General features: G+C 45.5%; 17 protein-coding genes. 6 read left to right on the forward strand and 11 right to left on the reverse strand.

Translation table 11 applies throughout. The features are described from left to right. The 11 genes from atpB to dnaA all read right to left on the reverse strand — a co-directional run. Nucleotides 1-846 (reverse strand): F0F1 ATP synthase subunit A (gene atpB, locus B7Y67_RS01180; protein ID WP_293596938.1); only part of this gene is annotated, 846 nt, incomplete at its 3' end. Between the two features lie 39 nt (nucleotides 847-885). Next, nucleotides 886-1,380: an ATP synthase subunit I gene (locus B7Y67_RS01185; RefSeq protein ID WP_293596939.1), complete on the reverse strand. Its 495-nt coding sequence runs from the start codon at nucleotides 1,378-1,380 to the stop codon at nucleotides 886-888. Between the two features lie 70 nt (nucleotides 1,381-1,450). Further along, the gene (locus B7Y67_RS01190; protein WP_293596940.1) at nucleotides 1,451-2,338 is read right to left on the reverse strand and encodes a ParB/RepB/Spo0J family partition protein; all 888 of its coding nucleotides are present in this window, start codon (nucleotides 2,336-2,338) and stop codon (nucleotides 1,451-1,453) included. A 23-nt stretch (nucleotides 2,339-2,361) separates the two neighbouring features. After that, nucleotides 2,362-3,132 carry a ParA family protein gene (locus tag B7Y67_RS01195; RefSeq protein ID WP_293596941.1) on the reverse strand — a complete coding sequence of 257 codons (771 nt, stop codon included), beginning with the start codon at nucleotides 3,130-3,132 and terminating at the stop codon, nucleotides 2,362-2,364. A gap of 24 nt (nucleotides 3,133-3,156) precedes the next feature. Then, nucleotides 3,157-3,819 (reverse strand): 16S rRNA (guanine(527)-N(7))-methyltransferase RsmG, encoded by a 663-nt coding sequence (rsmG, locus tag B7Y67_RS01200; RefSeq protein WP_293596942.1) that lies wholly within the window; start codon nucleotides 3,817-3,819, stop codon nucleotides 3,157-3,159. Next, nucleotides 3,812-5,737 carry a tRNA uridine-5-carboxymethylaminomethyl(34) synthesis enzyme MnmG gene (mnmG, locus tag B7Y67_RS01205; protein WP_293596943.1) on the reverse strand — a complete coding sequence of 642 codons (1,926 nt, stop codon included), beginning with the start codon at nucleotides 5,735-5,737 and terminating at the stop codon, nucleotides 3,812-3,814. The genes rsmG and mnmG overlap by 8 nt, the downstream gene beginning before the upstream one ends. Nucleotides 5,738-5,870: 133 nt before the next feature. Further along, nucleotides 5,871-6,095: a DUF3717 domain-containing protein gene (locus tag B7Y67_RS01210; protein WP_293596944.1), complete on the reverse strand. Its 225-nt coding sequence runs from the start codon at nucleotides 6,093-6,095 to the stop codon at nucleotides 5,871-5,873. Between the two features lie 8 nt (nucleotides 6,096-6,103). Then, the gene (locus tag B7Y67_RS01215; RefSeq protein WP_293596945.1) at nucleotides 6,104-6,598 is read right to left on the reverse strand and encodes an SET domain-containing protein-lysine N-methyltransferase; all 495 of its coding nucleotides are present in this window, start codon (nucleotides 6,596-6,598) and stop codon (nucleotides 6,104-6,106) included. Nucleotides 6,599-6,603: 5 nt separating this feature from the next. After that, entirely contained in the window at nucleotides 6,604-9,102 is a 2,499-nt protein-coding gene (gene gyrB, locus B7Y67_RS01220) for a DNA topoisomerase (ATP-hydrolyzing) subunit B (RefSeq protein ID WP_293596946.1), read from the reverse strand. A gap of 11 nt (nucleotides 9,103-9,113) precedes the next feature. Continuing rightward, on the reverse strand, nucleotides 9,114-10,229 hold the full coding sequence (gene dnaN, locus B7Y67_RS01225) for a DNA polymerase III subunit beta (RefSeq protein WP_293596947.1): 1,116 nt from the start codon (nucleotides 10,227-10,229) through the stop codon (nucleotides 9,114-9,116). A gap of 265 nt (nucleotides 10,230-10,494) precedes the next feature. Continuing rightward, nucleotides 10,495-11,919: a chromosomal replication initiator protein DnaA gene (gene dnaA / locus B7Y67_RS01230; RefSeq protein WP_293596948.1), complete on the reverse strand. Its 1,425-nt coding sequence runs from the start codon at nucleotides 11,917-11,919 to the stop codon at nucleotides 10,495-10,497. A gap of 222 nt (nucleotides 11,920-12,141) precedes the next feature. Between dnaA and rpmH the strand changes: the two genes are divergently transcribed. From rpmH to B7Y67_RS01260, 6 genes are all read left to right on the forward strand, one after another. Then, complete coding sequence (rpmH, locus tag B7Y67_RS01235; protein WP_011903922.1) at nucleotides 12,142-12,276, forward strand: 50S ribosomal protein L34; 135 nt, start codon at nucleotides 12,142-12,144, stop codon at nucleotides 12,274-12,276. Between the two features lie 77 nt (nucleotides 12,277-12,353). Continuing rightward, entirely contained in the window at nucleotides 12,354-12,602 is a 249-nt protein-coding gene (locus B7Y67_RS01240; protein WP_293596949.1) for a ribonuclease P protein component, read from the forward strand. Nucleotide 12,603: 1 nt separating this feature from the next. After that, nucleotides 12,604-12,843, forward strand: coding sequence for a membrane protein insertion efficiency factor YidD (yidD, locus tag B7Y67_RS01245; protein ID WP_293596950.1), 240 nt, complete (start codon nucleotides 12,604-12,606; stop codon nucleotides 12,841-12,843). 10 nt (nucleotides 12,844-12,853) lie between these two features. Then, complete coding sequence (gene yidC, locus B7Y67_RS01250) at nucleotides 12,854-14,530, forward strand: membrane protein insertase YidC (protein WP_293596951.1); 1,677 nt, start codon at nucleotides 12,854-12,856, stop codon at nucleotides 14,528-14,530. Nucleotides 14,531-14,571: 41 nt separating this feature from the next. Then, nucleotides 14,572-15,951 (forward strand): tRNA uridine-5-carboxymethylaminomethyl(34) synthesis GTPase MnmE, encoded by a 1,380-nt coding sequence (mnmE, locus tag B7Y67_RS01255; protein WP_293596952.1) that lies wholly within the window; start codon nucleotides 14,572-14,574, stop codon nucleotides 15,949-15,951. Between the two features lie 89 nt (nucleotides 15,952-16,040). Next, a complete protein-coding gene (locus tag B7Y67_RS01260) occupies nucleotides 16,041-17,888 on the forward strand; it encodes a phosphoenolpyruvate carboxykinase (GTP) (RefSeq protein WP_293596953.1) in 1,848 nt (615 codons plus the stop codon). The last annotated feature ends 14 nt before the right edge of the window (nucleotides 17,889-17,902 follow it).

Genomic DNA, 17,902 nt, shown 5'->3' on the forward strand with positions numbered 1-17,902 from the left:
AACCAAAGTCAACATCATAAAAATAAAGGCTTGCAACAAAATAACCAAAATGTGGAAGATGGCCCAAGCTGATCCAGCAATAACATGGCCCACCAATCCAAACAGGGATAAATCTAAGCTAAATGTCCACACACTACCTAGCAATGCGATCAATAAGAAAACCAACTCGCCAGCATACATGTTGCCGAACAGTCGCATTCCCAATGAAACACCTTTAGCAAGATATTCGATGATGTTCAAAGCGAGGTTAAATGGAGCCAAGTACCACTTCGCACCAAACGGGGCAGAAATGAGCTCATGCAAGAAGCCGCCAAAACCTTTGACTTTGAAACTGTAAAAGAAAACTAAAAGCAGGACGGACATAGACATGCCCATGGTCGCATTTAGATCGGTTGTAGGAACAACCTTATGGTGTGGAACATGAACACCAAAACTTTCGATGAAATGATTAACGCCTAAAACCCAATCCACCGGAATCAAGTCGAGCGTATTTAAAAGGATGATCCAAAAGAATACAAACAAGGCAAGTGGCGCAATGTAAGAGCGATCACCATGAACAATGCTCTTAGATTGGGTTTCTGCCATTTCCACAATCATTTCAATAAAGCACTGGAAGCGGCCTGGCACACCCGGGGTTGCACGGCGCGCTGCAATCAACAAAATAAATACAGTAAGCAAACCCATAAGGGATGCCCAGAAAACAGTGTCTAAATTGATGATGCTGAAATCAATAATGGACGACTGTGGTCCACCTGAATTATTAAGGTTTTGTAAGTGCTCGGAAATGTACGCTGTTGGCGTCATTTGCTCAGCAGCCGCGTGGGCTTGGTTTACTTCGCTAGACATCTCTTAACTAGTCCTTTGGTTCAATCACATTTATTACTCTTAGCGCCACAACCACGCTAGCCACACACACTTAATGGCAAGCACATAAGTCACCAATAATGGGACCCAAAGCACGCCCGGGATCAAAAAAGCAACCCCTAAAAACAGCATCGAGGTAACGACGATTTTGATAAATTCGCCCGAAACCAATGCCGCCAAATAACCCCCTGGATTCAATATTTGCGTTTTTTTTGCCAACTCCAACCTAATTAGAAACAGGGTTGAAGGCAAGACGCTAATTAAACCACCTAAAAAGGCCGACTGAGTATAAAGGCTTACCCCAACCGGCTCCCCAAAAATTGACCAGATCACCATACTGAGCGCTGTAAGCACCACTTGCGCAGCCAAAACCCTCCAAGGCGACAGTCGGGGGTGTTTAACAGCATTGCTAGCTTGCAACGCGGTCATTTCCTCTTTACTTAAAGCCTGAAAGACTTCTTCTTCGGGCTCATCCCAGTCATTTGCCTCGGAAAATCGATTTTTTTGAGGAATCAATTTAGCCCCGTGAGTTTAATGTGTGCACTGCAATAGGTCAAATGTTTTAGGGCCATTTTTTTGCTGACTTTTAGGCTTCGACGCCCAGCTTTTTTAACAAAGAATCTAGCTCGTCAAATTGGCTGAAGCGAATTCTGAGCTCGCCACCCTTACCTTTAAACTTAAATTCAGCATTTAAGCCTATCAAATCAGCTATTTCTTGAGTTAAACGGCGCGTGTCTGGGTCACGGCTTGGTGCGCCACCTGCCGGCTGGGTTTTAGCTTTTTTATCCCCAATCCGACCTCCAGCAAGCGCAAGGGCTGCAGACATTCTTTCAGCCTCCCGAACGGATAGGCCTTGAGCTGCAATTCTTTGTGCCAAGGCAACTTGGCTTGCTCCGGGCAAGGGTAATAAAGCTCGGGCATGGCCCATGTCAATATCACCTGCTAGGAGCATAGCTTGCACCGGCTTTGCCAATTGATTTAAGCGCAATAAATTCGTTACGGCGCTACGTGACTTACCCACCGCTTTTGCAGCCTGCTCATGCGTAAAACCAAACTCCTCAATCAATCTTGCAAGGCCTTGAGATTCTTCTAGCGGATTCAAATCCTCGCGCTGCATATTCTCGACCAAAGCCATCGCTGCGGCAGCTTGATCGTTAGCTCCAGAAACTAAAACAGGAACCTCTTTTAAGCCGGCTAAAGTTGCCGCACGAAAGCGACGCTCACCCGCAATAATTTCGTATTTACCAGGAGCAACCAAACGCACCAACAATGGTTGCATCACACCTTGCTCACGAATACTTTCAGCCAGCTCTTGTAATGCGCCCGCTTCCATTTTTTGTCGCGGTTGATATTTACCAGCCTGCAATGCAGTCAATGGCAAGCGATTAATTTCTGCCGTGGTTTCTTTTTGCGCCTTGTCGCCAAGCAGGGCCTCTAAGCCGCGACCCAAACCTTTTTTCTTGATTGCAACCATAATATTTTTATTGTTCCTAGGTTTTACATTTGCTTAATGCGCTCAATCATCTCGGCGCCAAACTCCAAGTAGGCCTTGGCGCCGCGCGATGACCTATCAAACGCCACGCCAGGAAGCCCATAGGACGGGGCTTCGGCCAGGCGGACGTTGCGGGGAATAATGCTCTTAAATACTTTGTCGCCAAAGTGCTCAAGTAATTGATCGGAAACTTGTTGCTGCAATGTCATGCGCGCATCAAACATCACGCGTAACAATCCAATGATCACCAAGTCGGGATTTAAATTGGCATGCACTTGTTTGATGGTGTTAACTAAATCCGATAATCCTTCTAATGCAAAATATTCGCACTGCATTGGCACGATCACACCGTTCGCTGCACACAATCCATTAAGCGTCAACAAAGATAGTGCGGGAGGGCAATCAATCAAAATAAAGTCATAGTCATTTGCAACGAGTGCAAGCGCATCTTTCAATCGTTGCTCACGAGAATCTAAATCTACCAACTCAATTTCCGCACCAGCTAAATCACGATTTGCTGGCAACACATCGTAGCCAGAACTATCACAACGCACCGCAGATTCTTTCACCGATGACAAACCAATTAACACTTGATACACGGTGCTAATGAGATCTGCTTTTTCAATTCCAGATCCCATTGTGGCGTTACCCTGTGGATCCAAATCTACCAACAAAACACGTTGCTGATGCCCAGCTAAACCAGCGGCCAAATTAACGGCAGTGGTGGTTTTTCCAACCCCACCTTTTTGATTCGCAATACAAAATATTTTGGCCATAGTTTTTCTTAGGAATGTCGAGCTTTAAAGGGGTAATTTTCTCATGGGGGATAAGACTAAAAGCCGGCGATCCACCTCTAAATTGGGGATCCGCAGAGGCTCGTCAGCCACCAATCGCCAGTCATCCATGCAAACGTCCTGCAACTCCTCATCTGCGCGCTTAGACTTCATCGCAAATACCAAACCATCAGGCTTCAGAAGGGGAAGGGAAAGCTCTAGAAAGTGGGCAAGGTTAGTAAATGCCCTAGAAATCACCGCATCAAATTGTCTAGGTTGTGATTTACCCACCGCTTCGACGCGCTCACTCAGAACCTGAATATTCTTTAAGGCCAACTTACCGCGCACATGTTGCAAGAACGCCGTCTTTTTGCGGATAGCCTCTATCAGGGTCACGTGCCAGTCAGGCTGAAGAATGGCAATGGGGATAGCGGGTAGACCGCCGCCTGAACCCAGGTCAGCAATTTTAGGGTTTTGTAAACCCAGAAATTGGCGCATTACAGGCAAAACTGTAATAGAATCAATGAGATGCAGACGAACAGAGTTCTTCTCACCCTCAATTGCAGTCAAATTATGCACCTGGTTCCAGCGACCCATTTCCTGCAAAAAGAGCTCCAAATCGGCAAAATTTGCAGAACTGAGATTGAGGCCTAAACCCTCAATTCCCAAAGAAACCAAATCATTACTCATGGGCCTCTTCTTGGGTGCGGCCTAAGCCCTTTTTAAGATGGACCAATAACAGGGAAAGTGCTGCAGGGGTAACGCCGGAGATCCTGCCGGCCTGACCCAAGGTGCCAGGCTTGTGCAAATTAAGCTTTTGCTGAACCTCTTTAGATAAACCAAGAACCTGGGTGTAATCCAAAACCTCCGGTAGGGGGAAAGTCTCGTTATGCTCTTGCCGAGCAATCTCAACCGCCTGCCTGTCTATATACCCTTGATATTTAATAGAAATCTCAACTTGGTCACTAATCTGTTGGGCCAAGCCTAAATCATCATCCAATGTTCCCGCTGACCAAAGGCCGTCCGCCAGACTCGTAACTGCCTCATAAGTAATGCCGGGGCGCCTTAAAAGGTCCGCCAAACTACACTCATGGGATAAGTCTTGCCCTAAGAGCTCAGAAACCGCTTTTGCTGAGCCATGCTTTGGACCAATCCAAATATCTTGCAAACGGGATGTTTCACGTGAAACAGCCTCTTGTTTTCTACAGAACGTATTCCAGCGGTAGTCATCTACCAAGCCAAGTTCGCGACCAATGGTGGTTAAGCGCAGATCCGCATTGTCTTCACGTAAGCTCAAGCGGTATTCCGCGCGGCTAGTAAACATGCGATAGGGCTCCTGAACGCCAAGAGTAATCAAGTCATCAACCAAAACACCGATATATGACTCACTTCGCTTGGGCAGCCAAGGCTCTTTGCCTTGTGCCGCTAAGCCAGCATTAATACCGGCAAGCATTCCTTGGGCGGCAGCCTCTTCATAACCTGTCGTGCCATTAATCTGGCCTGCAAAATACAGGCCCGCAATGGCTTTGGTCTCCAAACTATGCCGCAAATGGCGTGGATCAAAGAAGTCGTACTCAATGGCATAACCAGGGCGCACAATAACCGCCGACTCTAGGCCGCGAATACTTCGGACCAAATTCCACTGAACATCAAATGGAAGGCTGGTGGAAATGCCATTAGGGTAAAACTCGTTTGTTGTTAAGCCCTCTGGCTCCAAAAATATCTGGTGACTATTTCTAGAGGCAAAGCGGTGAATCTTATCCTCAATAGAAGGGCAATAGCGAGGGCCCACCCCTTCAATAACACCGGTATACATCGGAGAACGGTCCAGGCCACCACGAATAATGTCGTGTGTTTGCTCATTGGTATGAGAAATCCAACAAGGAACTTGCTTGGGGTGTTGCTCTGGTCGACCCAAGCAGGAGAAAACAGGCACAGGGTCTAAATCCCCCGGCTGCTCCAGCATCACCGAGAAATCGATAGTTCGCCCATCAATCCGGGGTGGGGTACCGGTCTTTAATCTTCCCTGAGGAAGCTTCAGCTCTTTTAATCTAGCTGACAAAGAAACGGCTGCAGGGTCACCAGCTCGACCCCCAGCATGGTTATTTAAACCAACGTGAATCTTGCCATCCAAAAAGGTGCCCGCAGTGAGCACCACCTTTTTGGCCATAAACTTCAGACCCATTTGCGTAACCACACCCTGAACCACATCACCCACAACTAGCAGATCATCTACGGCGGCTTGGAATAGAGTCAGATTTACTTGGTTTTCGAGGCGCCGACGGATCGCTGCCTTATATAAAACACGATCGCCTTGTGCGCGGGTCGCACGGACAGCAGGGCCCTTGCTCGAATTTAAAATCCGAAACTGAATACCGGCTTCGTCAGTGGCAGCTGCCATTGCGCCACCCATTGCATCAATCTCTTTGACCAAGTGCCCTTTGCCAATACCGCCAATTGAGGGGTTACAACTCATGGCGCCCAAACTCTCAATACTGTGGGTAATTAGAAGGGTTTCACACCCCATGCGTGCGGATGCAAGGGCAGCCTCAGTTCCAGCGTGACCACCGCCAACCACAATGACATCGAAGTTCTTTGAATAACGCATGATTTGCCTCAGATAGGGCGATGATCATAGCATTTTGTAGGTTTCACGTGAAACAAATGTGGGGAAGCACACGAAAGGGATTAATGAATATAACCTAATTTATTGTTTTTATTAGTTTTTTTTGTAAAACAACTTAACTGGTTTTGCTGTTTTTTATAAAGGTTTGGATTGCCGTCTTGGACGCCTCATCCAAAACATCCATAGGAACTCTTTGGGACCCCTGAACAATCATGAGGGCGTAAGGCTTTGCAAGCGCCGCAGCTTCAGGACATAAATGCAACTCCTCACCAACCGCAGGTGATTGGCTGCGCCAATAATTGATGGCCGCCTCTAAATCCTGAATGCCAACAAAGAGCATCTTAAGAATTATTTACCATCGAGAGATAACATGGTGCCGCGACACTTCTTGGCCCCACAACGGCACTCGTAATCTTTTTTCATCTGCTTGGTAACCCGACCCTCAACATCAAGAGAGTAGTCGTAAAAAAGTTCTTCACCCTTTTTGAGGTCGCGTTTCGCATAAATAAATACACGGGGCTCACCATTAAAGCTATCTTCTCTAGTCTCACAGCTGGGCTTGCAAGAGTGATTAATCCAGCGTGCCGCATTGCCGCCGTACTTGGCATCAATGCAACGACCGTCTTCTAGTGAAAAGTAAAATGTGTGGTTTGGGTCTTTTGGATCATGCGGGTGGCGCTTCTCGGCTAACTTCCAACTGATGCGCTCGCCCTTGTACTCAATAATTGCCGCCCCTTTTTTAATGGGTTTAGCAACAAACACACCCTTGCCATGGATCGGTGATGATTTAACAATAATGCAAGACTTATCCATGGTCGGTACAGCCAATTTCTTTTTAGCCATTTAAATCAAACATCCAGGTTGCGAGCGATTAGAGCGTTTTTCTCAATAAAGGCACGACGCGGTTGAACCTCATCACCCATCAAGGTGGTGAAGACTTGATCGGCAGTAATCGCATCTTCAATTTTGACTTGAAGTAAGGTGCGCGAACCCGCATCCATTGTGGTTTCCCACAGTTGAGAAGGGTTCATCTCTCCAAGACCTTTGTAGCGTTGACGACTTAACACACGCTCTGCTTCAGAAAGCAACCAAGCAAAAGCCGCCCTGAAGTTTTGAATAGTTTGCTCTTTTTGATTTTTATCTGGATCACCTCGGCGCACTTTTGAGCCCGGCAACACTTTGCCAGACAAAACTGCGGCAGCATTTGCTAGGCTTTGATAGTCATCGCCATGTACAAAGTCAGAGTTAATTGCAGATAACTTTAAGTTGCCATGAATACGGCGCGATAACAATAACTTAAAGCGATCAGTGCGCTCTTCTTTTTGCACAATGATTTCTGGTGGAAGTGCCAAGGGGTTTAAAGAGTCTGTCAAGGCAACACGCAAACGCTCCGCCGAATCTTGTGCTGATTTCTCAGTGTCTAGGTTTAATTGGGTGCCCGAAGCAATAGCGCGCAGGGCGTCCTCATCAATGTTGCGCGATAAGCGATCTACAACCGACTGAATAACTTGATAGTGCTTGGCAAGCTCACCCAAATCCGCACCCTCAATAATCTCGCCTGATGGCGTTTGGAGAGACGCTGACTCTAATGCAATCTTTAAGAGCAATTGATTTAACTCAACATCATCTTTAATGTATTGCTCATTCTTACCAAACTTTACTTTATACAAAGGTGGTTGAGCAATGTAAATGTGGCCGCGCTCAATCAGTTCAGGCATCTGTCTATAGAAAAAAGTGAGTAAGAGTGTGCGAATATGGCTACCATCGACGTCCGCGTCGGTCATGATGATGATGCGGTGATAGCGTAGTTTATCTGCCTTGTATTCTTCAGCACCAATACCGGTTCCAAGAACAGTAATTAAGGTAACAACCTCTTGGCTGGCCAACATTTTATCGAATCGAGCTTTTTCAACGTTTAGGATTTTTCCTTTCAATGGAAGAATCGCCTGAAAACGTCGGTCACGACCCTGCTTAGCAGAACCGCCCGCGGAATCTCCCTCGACAATAAATAATTCTGATTTTGTTGGATCTTTCTCCTGGCAGTCTGCCAACTTTCCAGGGAGACCCAAACCATCAAGAACACCTTTACGGCGAGTCATGTCGCGAGCCTTACGGGCTGCCTCACGAGCACGGGCAGCATCTACAATTTTTCCGCACAAAATTTTCGCATCGGCTGGGCGCTCTTGAAGATAAGCACTTAATGCTTCGGCAACAATCTCTTCAATAGGTCCGCGAACCTCACTAGAAACCAGCTTGTCTTTTGTTTGGCTTGAAAATTTTGGCTCTGGAACTTTAACCGACAACACGCAGGCAAGGCCCTCGCGCATATCATCACCAGAAATTTCTACCTTAGCTTTTTTGGCAACCTCATGCTCATCAATATATTTATTGATGACACGCGTCATTGCTGCGCGCAAGCCTGTTAAGTGGGTACCGCCATCGCGCTGAGGGATGTTGTTAGTAAAACATAAAACTTGCTCACTAAAACTATCATTCCATTGCATGGATACTTCAGCGGTGATGTTGCCACCTAGATCTGACGGACGAATACCTTCAGCATAAAAAATATTGGGGTGTAAAACATTTTTTGTTTGGTTGATGTATTCAACAAAACCTTTTACACCGCCAGAGAAAGCAAAGTCTTCCTCTTGACCAGATCGCTGGTCAATTAGTTTGATGTGAACGCCGTTATTTAAGAATGAAAGCTCGCGAATGCGTTTAACAAGAATCTCATAGTGAAATTCAATATTTCCAAAAATAGTTTCATCCGCCAAGAAATGCACTTCAGTGCCAGATAAATTGGTATCCCCAGTAACGGTGATTGGTGAAATCGCCACACCGTTTTCCTCTTGAATGTTGCGGTTCTGAATAACCCCACGCGCAAACTCCATGTAATGCGCTTTGCCATCACGACGAATGGTGAGCTTCAACCATTTAGAGAGTGCGTTTACGCAACTAACACCCACACCATGCAAACCACCAGAAACCTTATAACTATTTTGGTCAAACTTACCACCAGCATGCAACTCCGTCATTACAATCTCAGCTGCGCTTCTTTTTGGCTCATGCTTATCGTCGTATTTAATTCCAGTTGGAACGCCACGCCCGTTATCAACTATGGAAATGGAGTTGTCAGTTTGTATAACAACAGTAATTTCAGAGCAATACCCAGCTAAAGCTTCATCAATAGAGTTATCTAAAACCTCAAAAACTAGGTGATGCAAACCCGTGCCATCAGAGGTGTCTCCGATATACATACCCGGACGCTTACGAACAGCCTCAAGACCTTCTAAGATTTGGATCGATGATGCACCATACTGCTCTACTACTTTTTTTTCTTCAGTCATTTTTTTCTAAATTAAATACGCATTGGCATCACAACATACTTGAAGTCTTCTGAACCAGGTAGAGTAATCACCGCACTACTATTGGCATCACCCAAACTAATCTGAATTTTTTCACTCTTCAGGTTTGATAAAACATCTAACAAATAACTTACATTAAATCCAATCTCAACAACATCACCACTGTATTCAGTCTCAATCTCTTCTTGAGCCTCTTCTTGCTCAGCGTTAGTAGATTGAACAGTAATTCGATTTGGTGATAAAGAAAAACGTACGCCCTTGAATTTATCAGTTGTCAAGATTGCTGCACGCTGTAGTGCTGATTGCAAAACATCTCGGCCAACCACCAATGAGTTTTTATGCCCTTTAGGAATCACACGCTGAAAATCAGGAAACTTCCCCTCAACCAGTTTTGAAATGAGCTCGATATCACCAAATGTAAATTTCACTTGGTTTGATGTCAGACTCATTTCCAGCAACTCATCTGAATCTTCAAGTAAGTGTTGACACTCGAGAATAGTTTTGCGGGGAATAATAATTTCCTGTCGCTGACCAGACCCCACTGGAGCCTCAGCTAGCTCAACTTGAGAGTAGGCCAAGCGATGACCATCGGTGGCTACAGCGATTACCTGTTTACCCTCAACAACCAACAACATACCATTGAGGTAATAACGAATATCTTGCTGCGCCATCGCAAAATGCACTTGGCTTACCAGTTGCCGAAAACTCTTTTGAGTCATCTTCCAGCTTGCGGTTACCTCACCAACACTCTGCATAACAGGGAACTCGGTTGCAGAAAGGGTTTGTAAAGAGAAACGGCTTTTACCGCTCTGCACAACCATTTTGTTGTCTTTAAGATTTAGCGCAACAGGGCCTTCTGGAAGTGCGCGCAAAATATCAAGCAATTTCCTCGCAGCCACTGTTGTAGTCACATCCTCTGGACCAACACCAAAAGTGGCGTTAGTTGTAATTTGAATTTCTATGTCCGTCGATACAAAAGACACCTTGTCACCTTGTTTTTTAAATAACAAGTTTGCCAAGATCGGCAAAGTATGTCGACGTTCAACAATGCCACTAACAACCTGAAGTGGTTTTAACAAACTGTCACGTGAAGTGTTTACGAGTTGCATTGCTTTTAAATCCTTGTATATATCTTATTAGTAGTAGTAGTAAGTCTCGTTATTTCGGTGGGTAAGTCAAAAACTGTATATAAAACAACCCATTAAAACCAAAAAAACCTGTGGAAAACTTTTGTATAAACACTGCATAAATGTTGGATAACTTTTTATCAACACCCTATTTTTGCATGAAGCGCGGGCTTTCCACAATTTATCCACACCTTATCCCCAAAGTTATCCATTGAGCCATCCACAGCTTTATCCACGAGCAAAAAACCTATGATTTTAGGGTTTGCTCAATAACGTGGATTTCATGGTTGAGTTGACCATCATGGGAGCGCTCCTCACCAATTTTCCTGACTGCGTGTAAGACGGTAGTGTGGTCTCTACCACCAAATAACTCACCAATCTCCGGGAGGCTTTTTTGTGTGAGTTCTTTAGCCATAAACATAGCAATTTGACGTGGCCGGGCGATATTTGCCGGGCGCTTCTTGGAGTACATATCCGCAACCTTGATGCTGTAGAAATCGGCCACTGCTTTTTGAATGTTCTCAACCGAAATCTGCCGATTTTGTATTGAAAGTAGGTCCTTTAATGCTACACGAGCTACCTCAATTGTGACTTCCTTGCCATGGAAGCGCACAAACGCTAAGATCTTTCTCAGTGCACCCTCAAGCTCTCGGACGTTAGATCTAAGATGCTTCGCCACAAAGAAGGCGACATCCTCACTCATGGGAATGCCCTCACTCAATGCCTTCTTCATCAAAATGGCAACCCGCATCTCTAGTTCTGGCGGCTCAATTGCCACCGTTAGTCCGGAGTCAAAACGAGAAATTAGGCGGTCATCAATCCCTGCCATCTCCTTTGGGTAGGTATCACTTGTAATAATGACCTGTGCTTTGTTGCTTAAAAGAGCCTCAAAGGCGTAGAAAAACTCCTCCTGCGTCCGCGATTTCCCGCTGAAAAACTGAATATCGTCAATCAATAGAAGGTCTAGGGAGTGGTAATAGCGCTTAAAACGATCAAACGCTTTTTGTTGATAGGCCCTAACTACATCAGAAACATATTGCTCAGCATGAATGTATCGAATTCGGGCGTTTGGCTTTTCTTTTAATAGATGGTTGCCAATAGCGTGGATTAGGTGGGTTTTACCCAAACCCACCCCACCATATAAGAACATTGGGTTATAAGAGGTGCCTGGATTGTGGGCAACCTGAATAGATGCTGCTCTTGCTAATTGGTTGGCTTTACCAGTTACAAAAGTCTCAAAAGTAAGGTTGGGGTTGAGTTTGGAGTGATCTTCAATCTCAAAAGACCGCTCTTCTGTAGAGTTGTTGTCCGGAGTAATTGCGACCTCTCGTGGCTCAAGCCTCTCCTGAGGCGAGCCAATCTCTATTGTTTGAGTGCCCGAACCCTCAACGTTTAGAACAAAGTTTAAGTTGATTGGGTGCCCAAAGTAATGGTCTGCAATCACCTGGAACCGGTCTGAAAAAGTCTTCTTAATCCAATCAAGCTTGAATCTGTTTGGTGCTCCTAATATGAGTGACTGCCCACTTTCATCATAAGACACCAAGCTCAACGGGGCAATCCAGGTTTTAAATTGTTGGGGGGATAGCTCACGAGCAAGCGTGCCAAGAGCGTCATCCCAAAAACCTAGGGGGCTAATTGAGTTCAATGTGGGTGGATTCTGTAGATTGCTCATATTTTTGGAGGATCCATTGTAGCGAGCACATAAAGTTATCCACAAGCTGGAAAAACGTGGAAAACCTGTGGATAACTTGTGAATAAAGACAGAAAATCATTAAAAATCAAGTGTTTATGAAAATAAGCCCAATTAAATAGAGAAAAATACCTATATATTCCTCCCTGGCGGTTGACCTTTTGCCTTGCAACAAGGAAAATACTGGGTTTTGCAGGATGAATCATGAAAAGAACATACCAACCCTCAGTAACACGTCGTAAACGCACTCACGGATTCCGTATTCGTATGAAAACCAAGAGCGGACGCGCAGTATTAAACGCACGTCGCGCTAAAGGTCGCAAACGTTTAGCTGTTTAATTTAGCAGTTGAATAGCGCCAGGATTTCTGAGTTATTAAAAATACGCCCCAAGACAAGTTTGTATTGGGGTTTGTATTTGGCATCCTCGGATCAGGGCGCAAGACCAGACTTGGGTATTGCGGTAGCTAAAAAACTAGCTAAGCGAGCGGTAGATCGCAACCAATTAAAGCGCATGATTCGTGAACTAGTTCGGGGCGCTCAAGTAGCTAGCCTTAACAGCGATGTTGTGGTGAAACTAAAAAAGCCAATTGGTCGCGAGACCCGCGGCAGACTCAGAAGCAAAGAAAAAGAAGTTCTGCGAAATCAGATTGCAGGGCTTATTTAAAGTGCGCCTACTCAATAAACTTGCCATTAAAGTTGTGAGGCTCTATCAAATAGCGCTCAGCCCTTTTGTGGGTATGCAGTGTAAGTTTGTACCAAGCTGCTCCCAATATGCCTGCGATTGCTTTGCTAATTACGGATTTTTAAAAAGCTTTAGCTTGATGGTTTGGCGCATTTTGCGTTGCAATCCATGGGCTCAAGGTGGATATGACCCCGCAGTAAAACCAACATCTCATCATCATTAAGTGAATGCAAATGGACTTTAAAAAAACAATTCTTTGGGCAGTCTTCTCCATGTCAGGCTTGATGTTGTACAACAACTGGCAAGTTCATGAAGGCAAACCATCCATGTTTGGTGGAAACTCTCCAAATCCTGCTGCGGTATCTGACAAGGCTCCAGCAAACAAGGTGGATGTTCCAGCCCCCATCCAAAACCCAAGCATTTCCACGCCTAACCAGGCGCCCGCTGTCATCGCAGGAGCAATCGAAACGTCGGAAAAGTTTGTTTTGCAAAACGATGTATTGATTTTAGAAATCAGCGCAAATGGCGCCAACATAATTGATGCGAAGTTGCCTAAGCAACTCACTGCAGAGCAAAAGCCAGTTGAGCTATTTCAGTACGCACCAAACCATAAATATTTTGCTCGTTCAGGTTTAATTGCTTTAGGTAATGCGGATCTTCCCAATCACACCAGCACATTTAAATTGGTGCAGTCTGGTAAAGATGGATCTGGAAGACCTTTTGTAGTTTTAGCTAGTGAGCGCAACGGCGTAAAACTAGAGAAGACCTTTGTTTTGAGCCCTGGTAGTTATGTTGTTGATGTTGGCCACCGCGTTACCCAAGGAAATACAAATGCAGCACCACTAGTTCTGTATACAGAGATCGTGCGTGATGCTTCACAAGAGCAAAAAATTGGACCTTTTGATGGTGCATTCTCAGCAAGCACTTTTACTGGACCAGCAGCGTATACCGAAAAAGAAAAATTCAACAAGCTCGAATTCACAGCAATTGATAAAAATAAAATCACTATTCCTGCCCTAGTACCTCCTGGTGATCCTGCGTGGATTGCTATGGTTCAACATTACTTTGCCAGCGCCTGGATCCCTGGTGATAAAGCGGCGCGTGATATCTATGCCGGAAAAATTGATAACAATCTTTACCGTATTGGCATACAAACGCCGTTGGGAGTGGTTGCACCCGGCACCACGGTTGTTGAAAAAGCAAAACTGTTTGTGGGCCCGCAAGAAGAAAGTGTTTTAGAAACAATTGCCCCTGGGTTTGCTTTATTAAAAGACTATGGATATCTCACCATTCTTGCCAAACCTATTTTTTGGCTGCTTGAAAATATCCATGCTTATGTTGGTAACTGGGGTTGGTCAATCATCCTTTTGACTATTTTTATTAAATTGGTGTTCTTCCCGTTATCTGCTGCTAGCTACAAGTCAATGGCGCGCATGAAAGAGGTTCAGCCACGTCTGCTTGCAATGAAGGAGCAATACAAGGGTGAGCCACAAAAACTGAATCAAGCCATGATGGAGATGTACCGCAAGGAAAAAATTAATCCCCTGGGTGGTTGCCTGCCTGTAGTGATTCAGATCCCCGTGTTTATCTCGTTGTACTGGGTTCTACTCTCCTCAGTGGAGATGCGCAACGCCCCATGGATTGGCTGGATTCATGACTTATCAGTTCCGGACCCATATTACATTTTGCCAATCATTATGGCCGCCTCAATGTTTGTGCAAACCAAACTCAACCCAACTCCGCCAGATCCAGTTCAGGCGAAGATCATGATGTATATGCCTCTAGTGTTTTCTGTCATGTTCTTCTTCTTCCCTGCGGGCTTGGTTTTGTATTGGGTTGTGAACAACTTGCTATCGATTGCACAGCAATGGCAAATCAATCAAATGTTTGGAAAGAAGCCGGCTAAATAAATTTTTAGCCGCCCAAAGATAAATAAGGGGTACCCGTGATGATGACAAGAAAGTTGCCCATCATTGCGGTTGCCACCGCGCCGGGTAAGGCAGGGGTTGGCGTTATTCGCATTAGCGGACCACAGCTTTTGTCGATGGCCGAAGCTTTATTTCATAAAACTCTTGCACCGCGCCACGCAAACCTGCTCACACTTCAAGATGCGCAGGGCCAGTCGATCGACCAACTCATTGCCATTTACTTTGCTGCCCCAGCCTCCTTTACTGGCGAAGATGTTCTAGAGCTGCAATGCCATGGCGGTCCCCAGCTTTTAGAGTTGGTCATGAAGCGTTGTCTCGAGCTGGGAAAAGATCAGGGTTTGGTTATTGCCGAACCAGGCGAATTTTCTTTACGAGCCTATCTCAACAACAAAATCGATTTAGCTCAAGCAGAAGCAATTGCAGATTTAATTGATGCGCAAAGTGAGGCGGCGGTTCGTGGAGCGGCGCGCTCATTGCAAGGCGCTTTCTCAAACGATATCAACAGCCTAATTGAAGAAATCACCCAACTACGCATTTTGGTAGAGTCCACGCTGGATTTCCCTGAAGAGGAGATTGAATTTTTAGAGAATGCCAAGGCACGTGAGCGTCTCAAAACGGTGATGCAAAAGTTAAAAGCATTAAGAGAGGGCGCGAAACAGGGAAAAATTTTGCGCGATGGTATTCAGTTGGTTTTGGCTGGCGCTCCTAATGTGGGGAAAAGTTCCCTCCTCAATCGTTTGGCTGGCGAGGAAGTTGCCATCGTTACACCTATCGCAGGAACTACGAGAGATCGCGTTAAGGAGAGCATCACCATCAACGGTGTTCCGATGCACATTATTGATACCGCCGGTTTACGTGAAACCAGTGATCTGGTTGAGGCAAAGGGAATTGAAAGATCGTGGGATGCCATTCGGGCAGCAGACTTAGTCATTTTTCTGCAAGATCCAAGCGCCAAAGAAACAATTGATGGGGACGAAGCTTTGGGGCTAAAAACCCAAATATTGAAGGCAATTCCACCAAAATGCCCAGTTTTAGAGGTGGGCAATAAATCGGATTTGTTGGGCAAGCTTACAGCTAATCAAAGTGAAAGCCACTCTTTGCTCATTTCGGCTAAGACGGGTGAAGGCATAGAGGCCTTAAAACAGAAAATCTTAGAGTCGGTCGGCTGGGGTGGCACTCAGGAGGGCGCCATCGTTGCTCGTAGACGGCATTTAGATTGTCTAGATAGGGCGGCTACGCACCTTGATAAATCTCAAGAATTCGCATCAGATGGCAACATATCACTGGAGTTATTCGCAGAAGAGCTCCGTTTGGCACAAGATCAACTTGGACAAATTACTGGAAAGCTACTCCCAGACGATCTTTTGGGCAAAATCTTTAGCCAATTTTGCATTGGCAAGTAAAGGGTTTGCTCTTGGTGGGTGTATGCCTAAAAATATGCCCAAAATGTTAAAATAGTGCGATCAAAAATATTACATTTCATAGGACTCTCATGACTATCAACACCAATGCACCTGAGTACGTAAAAAATCAAAAACTGATTCAATGGGTCGCTGAAGTAGCTGCCCTTACCAAGCCAGATAAGATTCACTGGTGTGATGGTTCCCAGGCCGAATACGATGAATTTTGTGAGTTGCTGGTAAATGCAGGGGTATTTAAGCGCCTCAATGCCGCTAAGCGCAAAAACGCTTTCTTGGCATTATCTGATCCCGATGACGTAGCGCGTGTTGAAGACCGCACTTTTATTTGCTCAGCAAAAAAAGAAGATGCGGGCCCAACAAATAATTGGGTAGAGCCAAGCGAAATGCGTGCCACCCTCCAGCCACTATTTGATGGTTGCATGCGCGGTAGAACAATGTACGTAGTGCCATTTTCAATGGGCCCAATCGGCTCTCCAATTGCACACATTGGCGTTGAGCTTTCTGACAGCCCATACGTTGCTATCAACATGCGTTTGATGACCCGCATGGGTAAAGCGGTGATTGATCAGCTTGGCGCTACTGGTGAATTTGTTCCTTGTATTCACACCGTTGGTAAGCCTTTGGCTGCAGGCGAAAAAGACATTGCATGGCCTAACAACAAAAACAAATACATCGTTCACTATCCTGAAACACGCGAGATTTGGTCTTTCGGATCCGGTTATGGTGGTAACGCCTTATTAGGTAAAAAATGTTTTGCATTACGAATTGCATCCAATATGGGTCGCGATCAAGGTTGGTTAGCTGAGCACATGTTGATCTTGGGCGTGACTTCACCTGAAGGCAAGAAATACCATATCGCTGCTGCGTTCCCATCTGCTTGCGGAAAAACCAATTTCTCTATGATGATTCCTCCAAAGGGATTTGAGGGGTGGAAGGTAACTACAGTTGGTGATGACATTGCATGGATCAAGCCGCGCAAAGACCCTGTTACAGGTAAAACACGTTTGTTTGCAATTAACCCAGAATCTGGTTACTTTGGCGTTGCTCCAGGAACAAACCGCCAAACCAATCCAAACTGTCTCGATTCATTAAACCAAGATGTGATCTTTACTAACGTTGGTTTAACTGATGATGGTGATGTTTGGTGGGAAGGTTTAACTGATGCGCCTCCAGCTCATTTAATTGATTGGCAAGGCAAGGACTGGACTCCTGCTGATGGCGCTGCTGGTCGTAAAGCCGCTCATCCAAATTCACGCTTCACTGTAGCGGCTACTAACAACCCTGCAGTCGACCCTAATTGGGATAATCCTGAGGGTGTAGCGATTGATGCATTCTTGTTTGGTGGTCGTCGTTCAAACACGGTGCCATTGGTAAGTGAGGCGCGCGATTGGGTCGAGGGTGTTTACATGGCCGCAACAATGGGCTCTGAAACTACTGCTGCGATTACTGGCCAGGTGGGCGTTGTTCGTCGTGATCCGTTTGCAATGATTGCATTTGCTGGCTACAACATGAGCGACTACTTCCAGCACTGGTTGAATATCGGTAGCAAGCTTGCTGCTGAAGGTGCTGTTTTGCCAAAGATCTATTGTGTGAATTGGTTCCGTAAAGATGAGAACGGTAAGTTTGTATGGCCTGGTTTCGGTGAAAACATGCGCGTACTTTCTTGGATCTTGGGCCGCGCCGAAGGCACAGCTAAAGGTAAGGAAACTGTATTTGGTATTTGCCCAGAGCATGCTGATATGCATTGGAATGGTCTCGATTACCCAGCAGACAAGTTTGAAAAAGCCATTACTGTTGCTGTTGATGATTGGAAGAGCGAGCTTAAGCTTCATTCAGAATTGTTTGAGCATTTGGGCGAGCGTTTGCCTAAAGAGTTAATCGAAGCTCGTAGCAAAATTGAGAAGCGCTTAAACGCCTAGGCCCCCTAGAAATT

This window comes from Polynucleobacter sp. 35-46-11 (assembly GCF_002281105.1).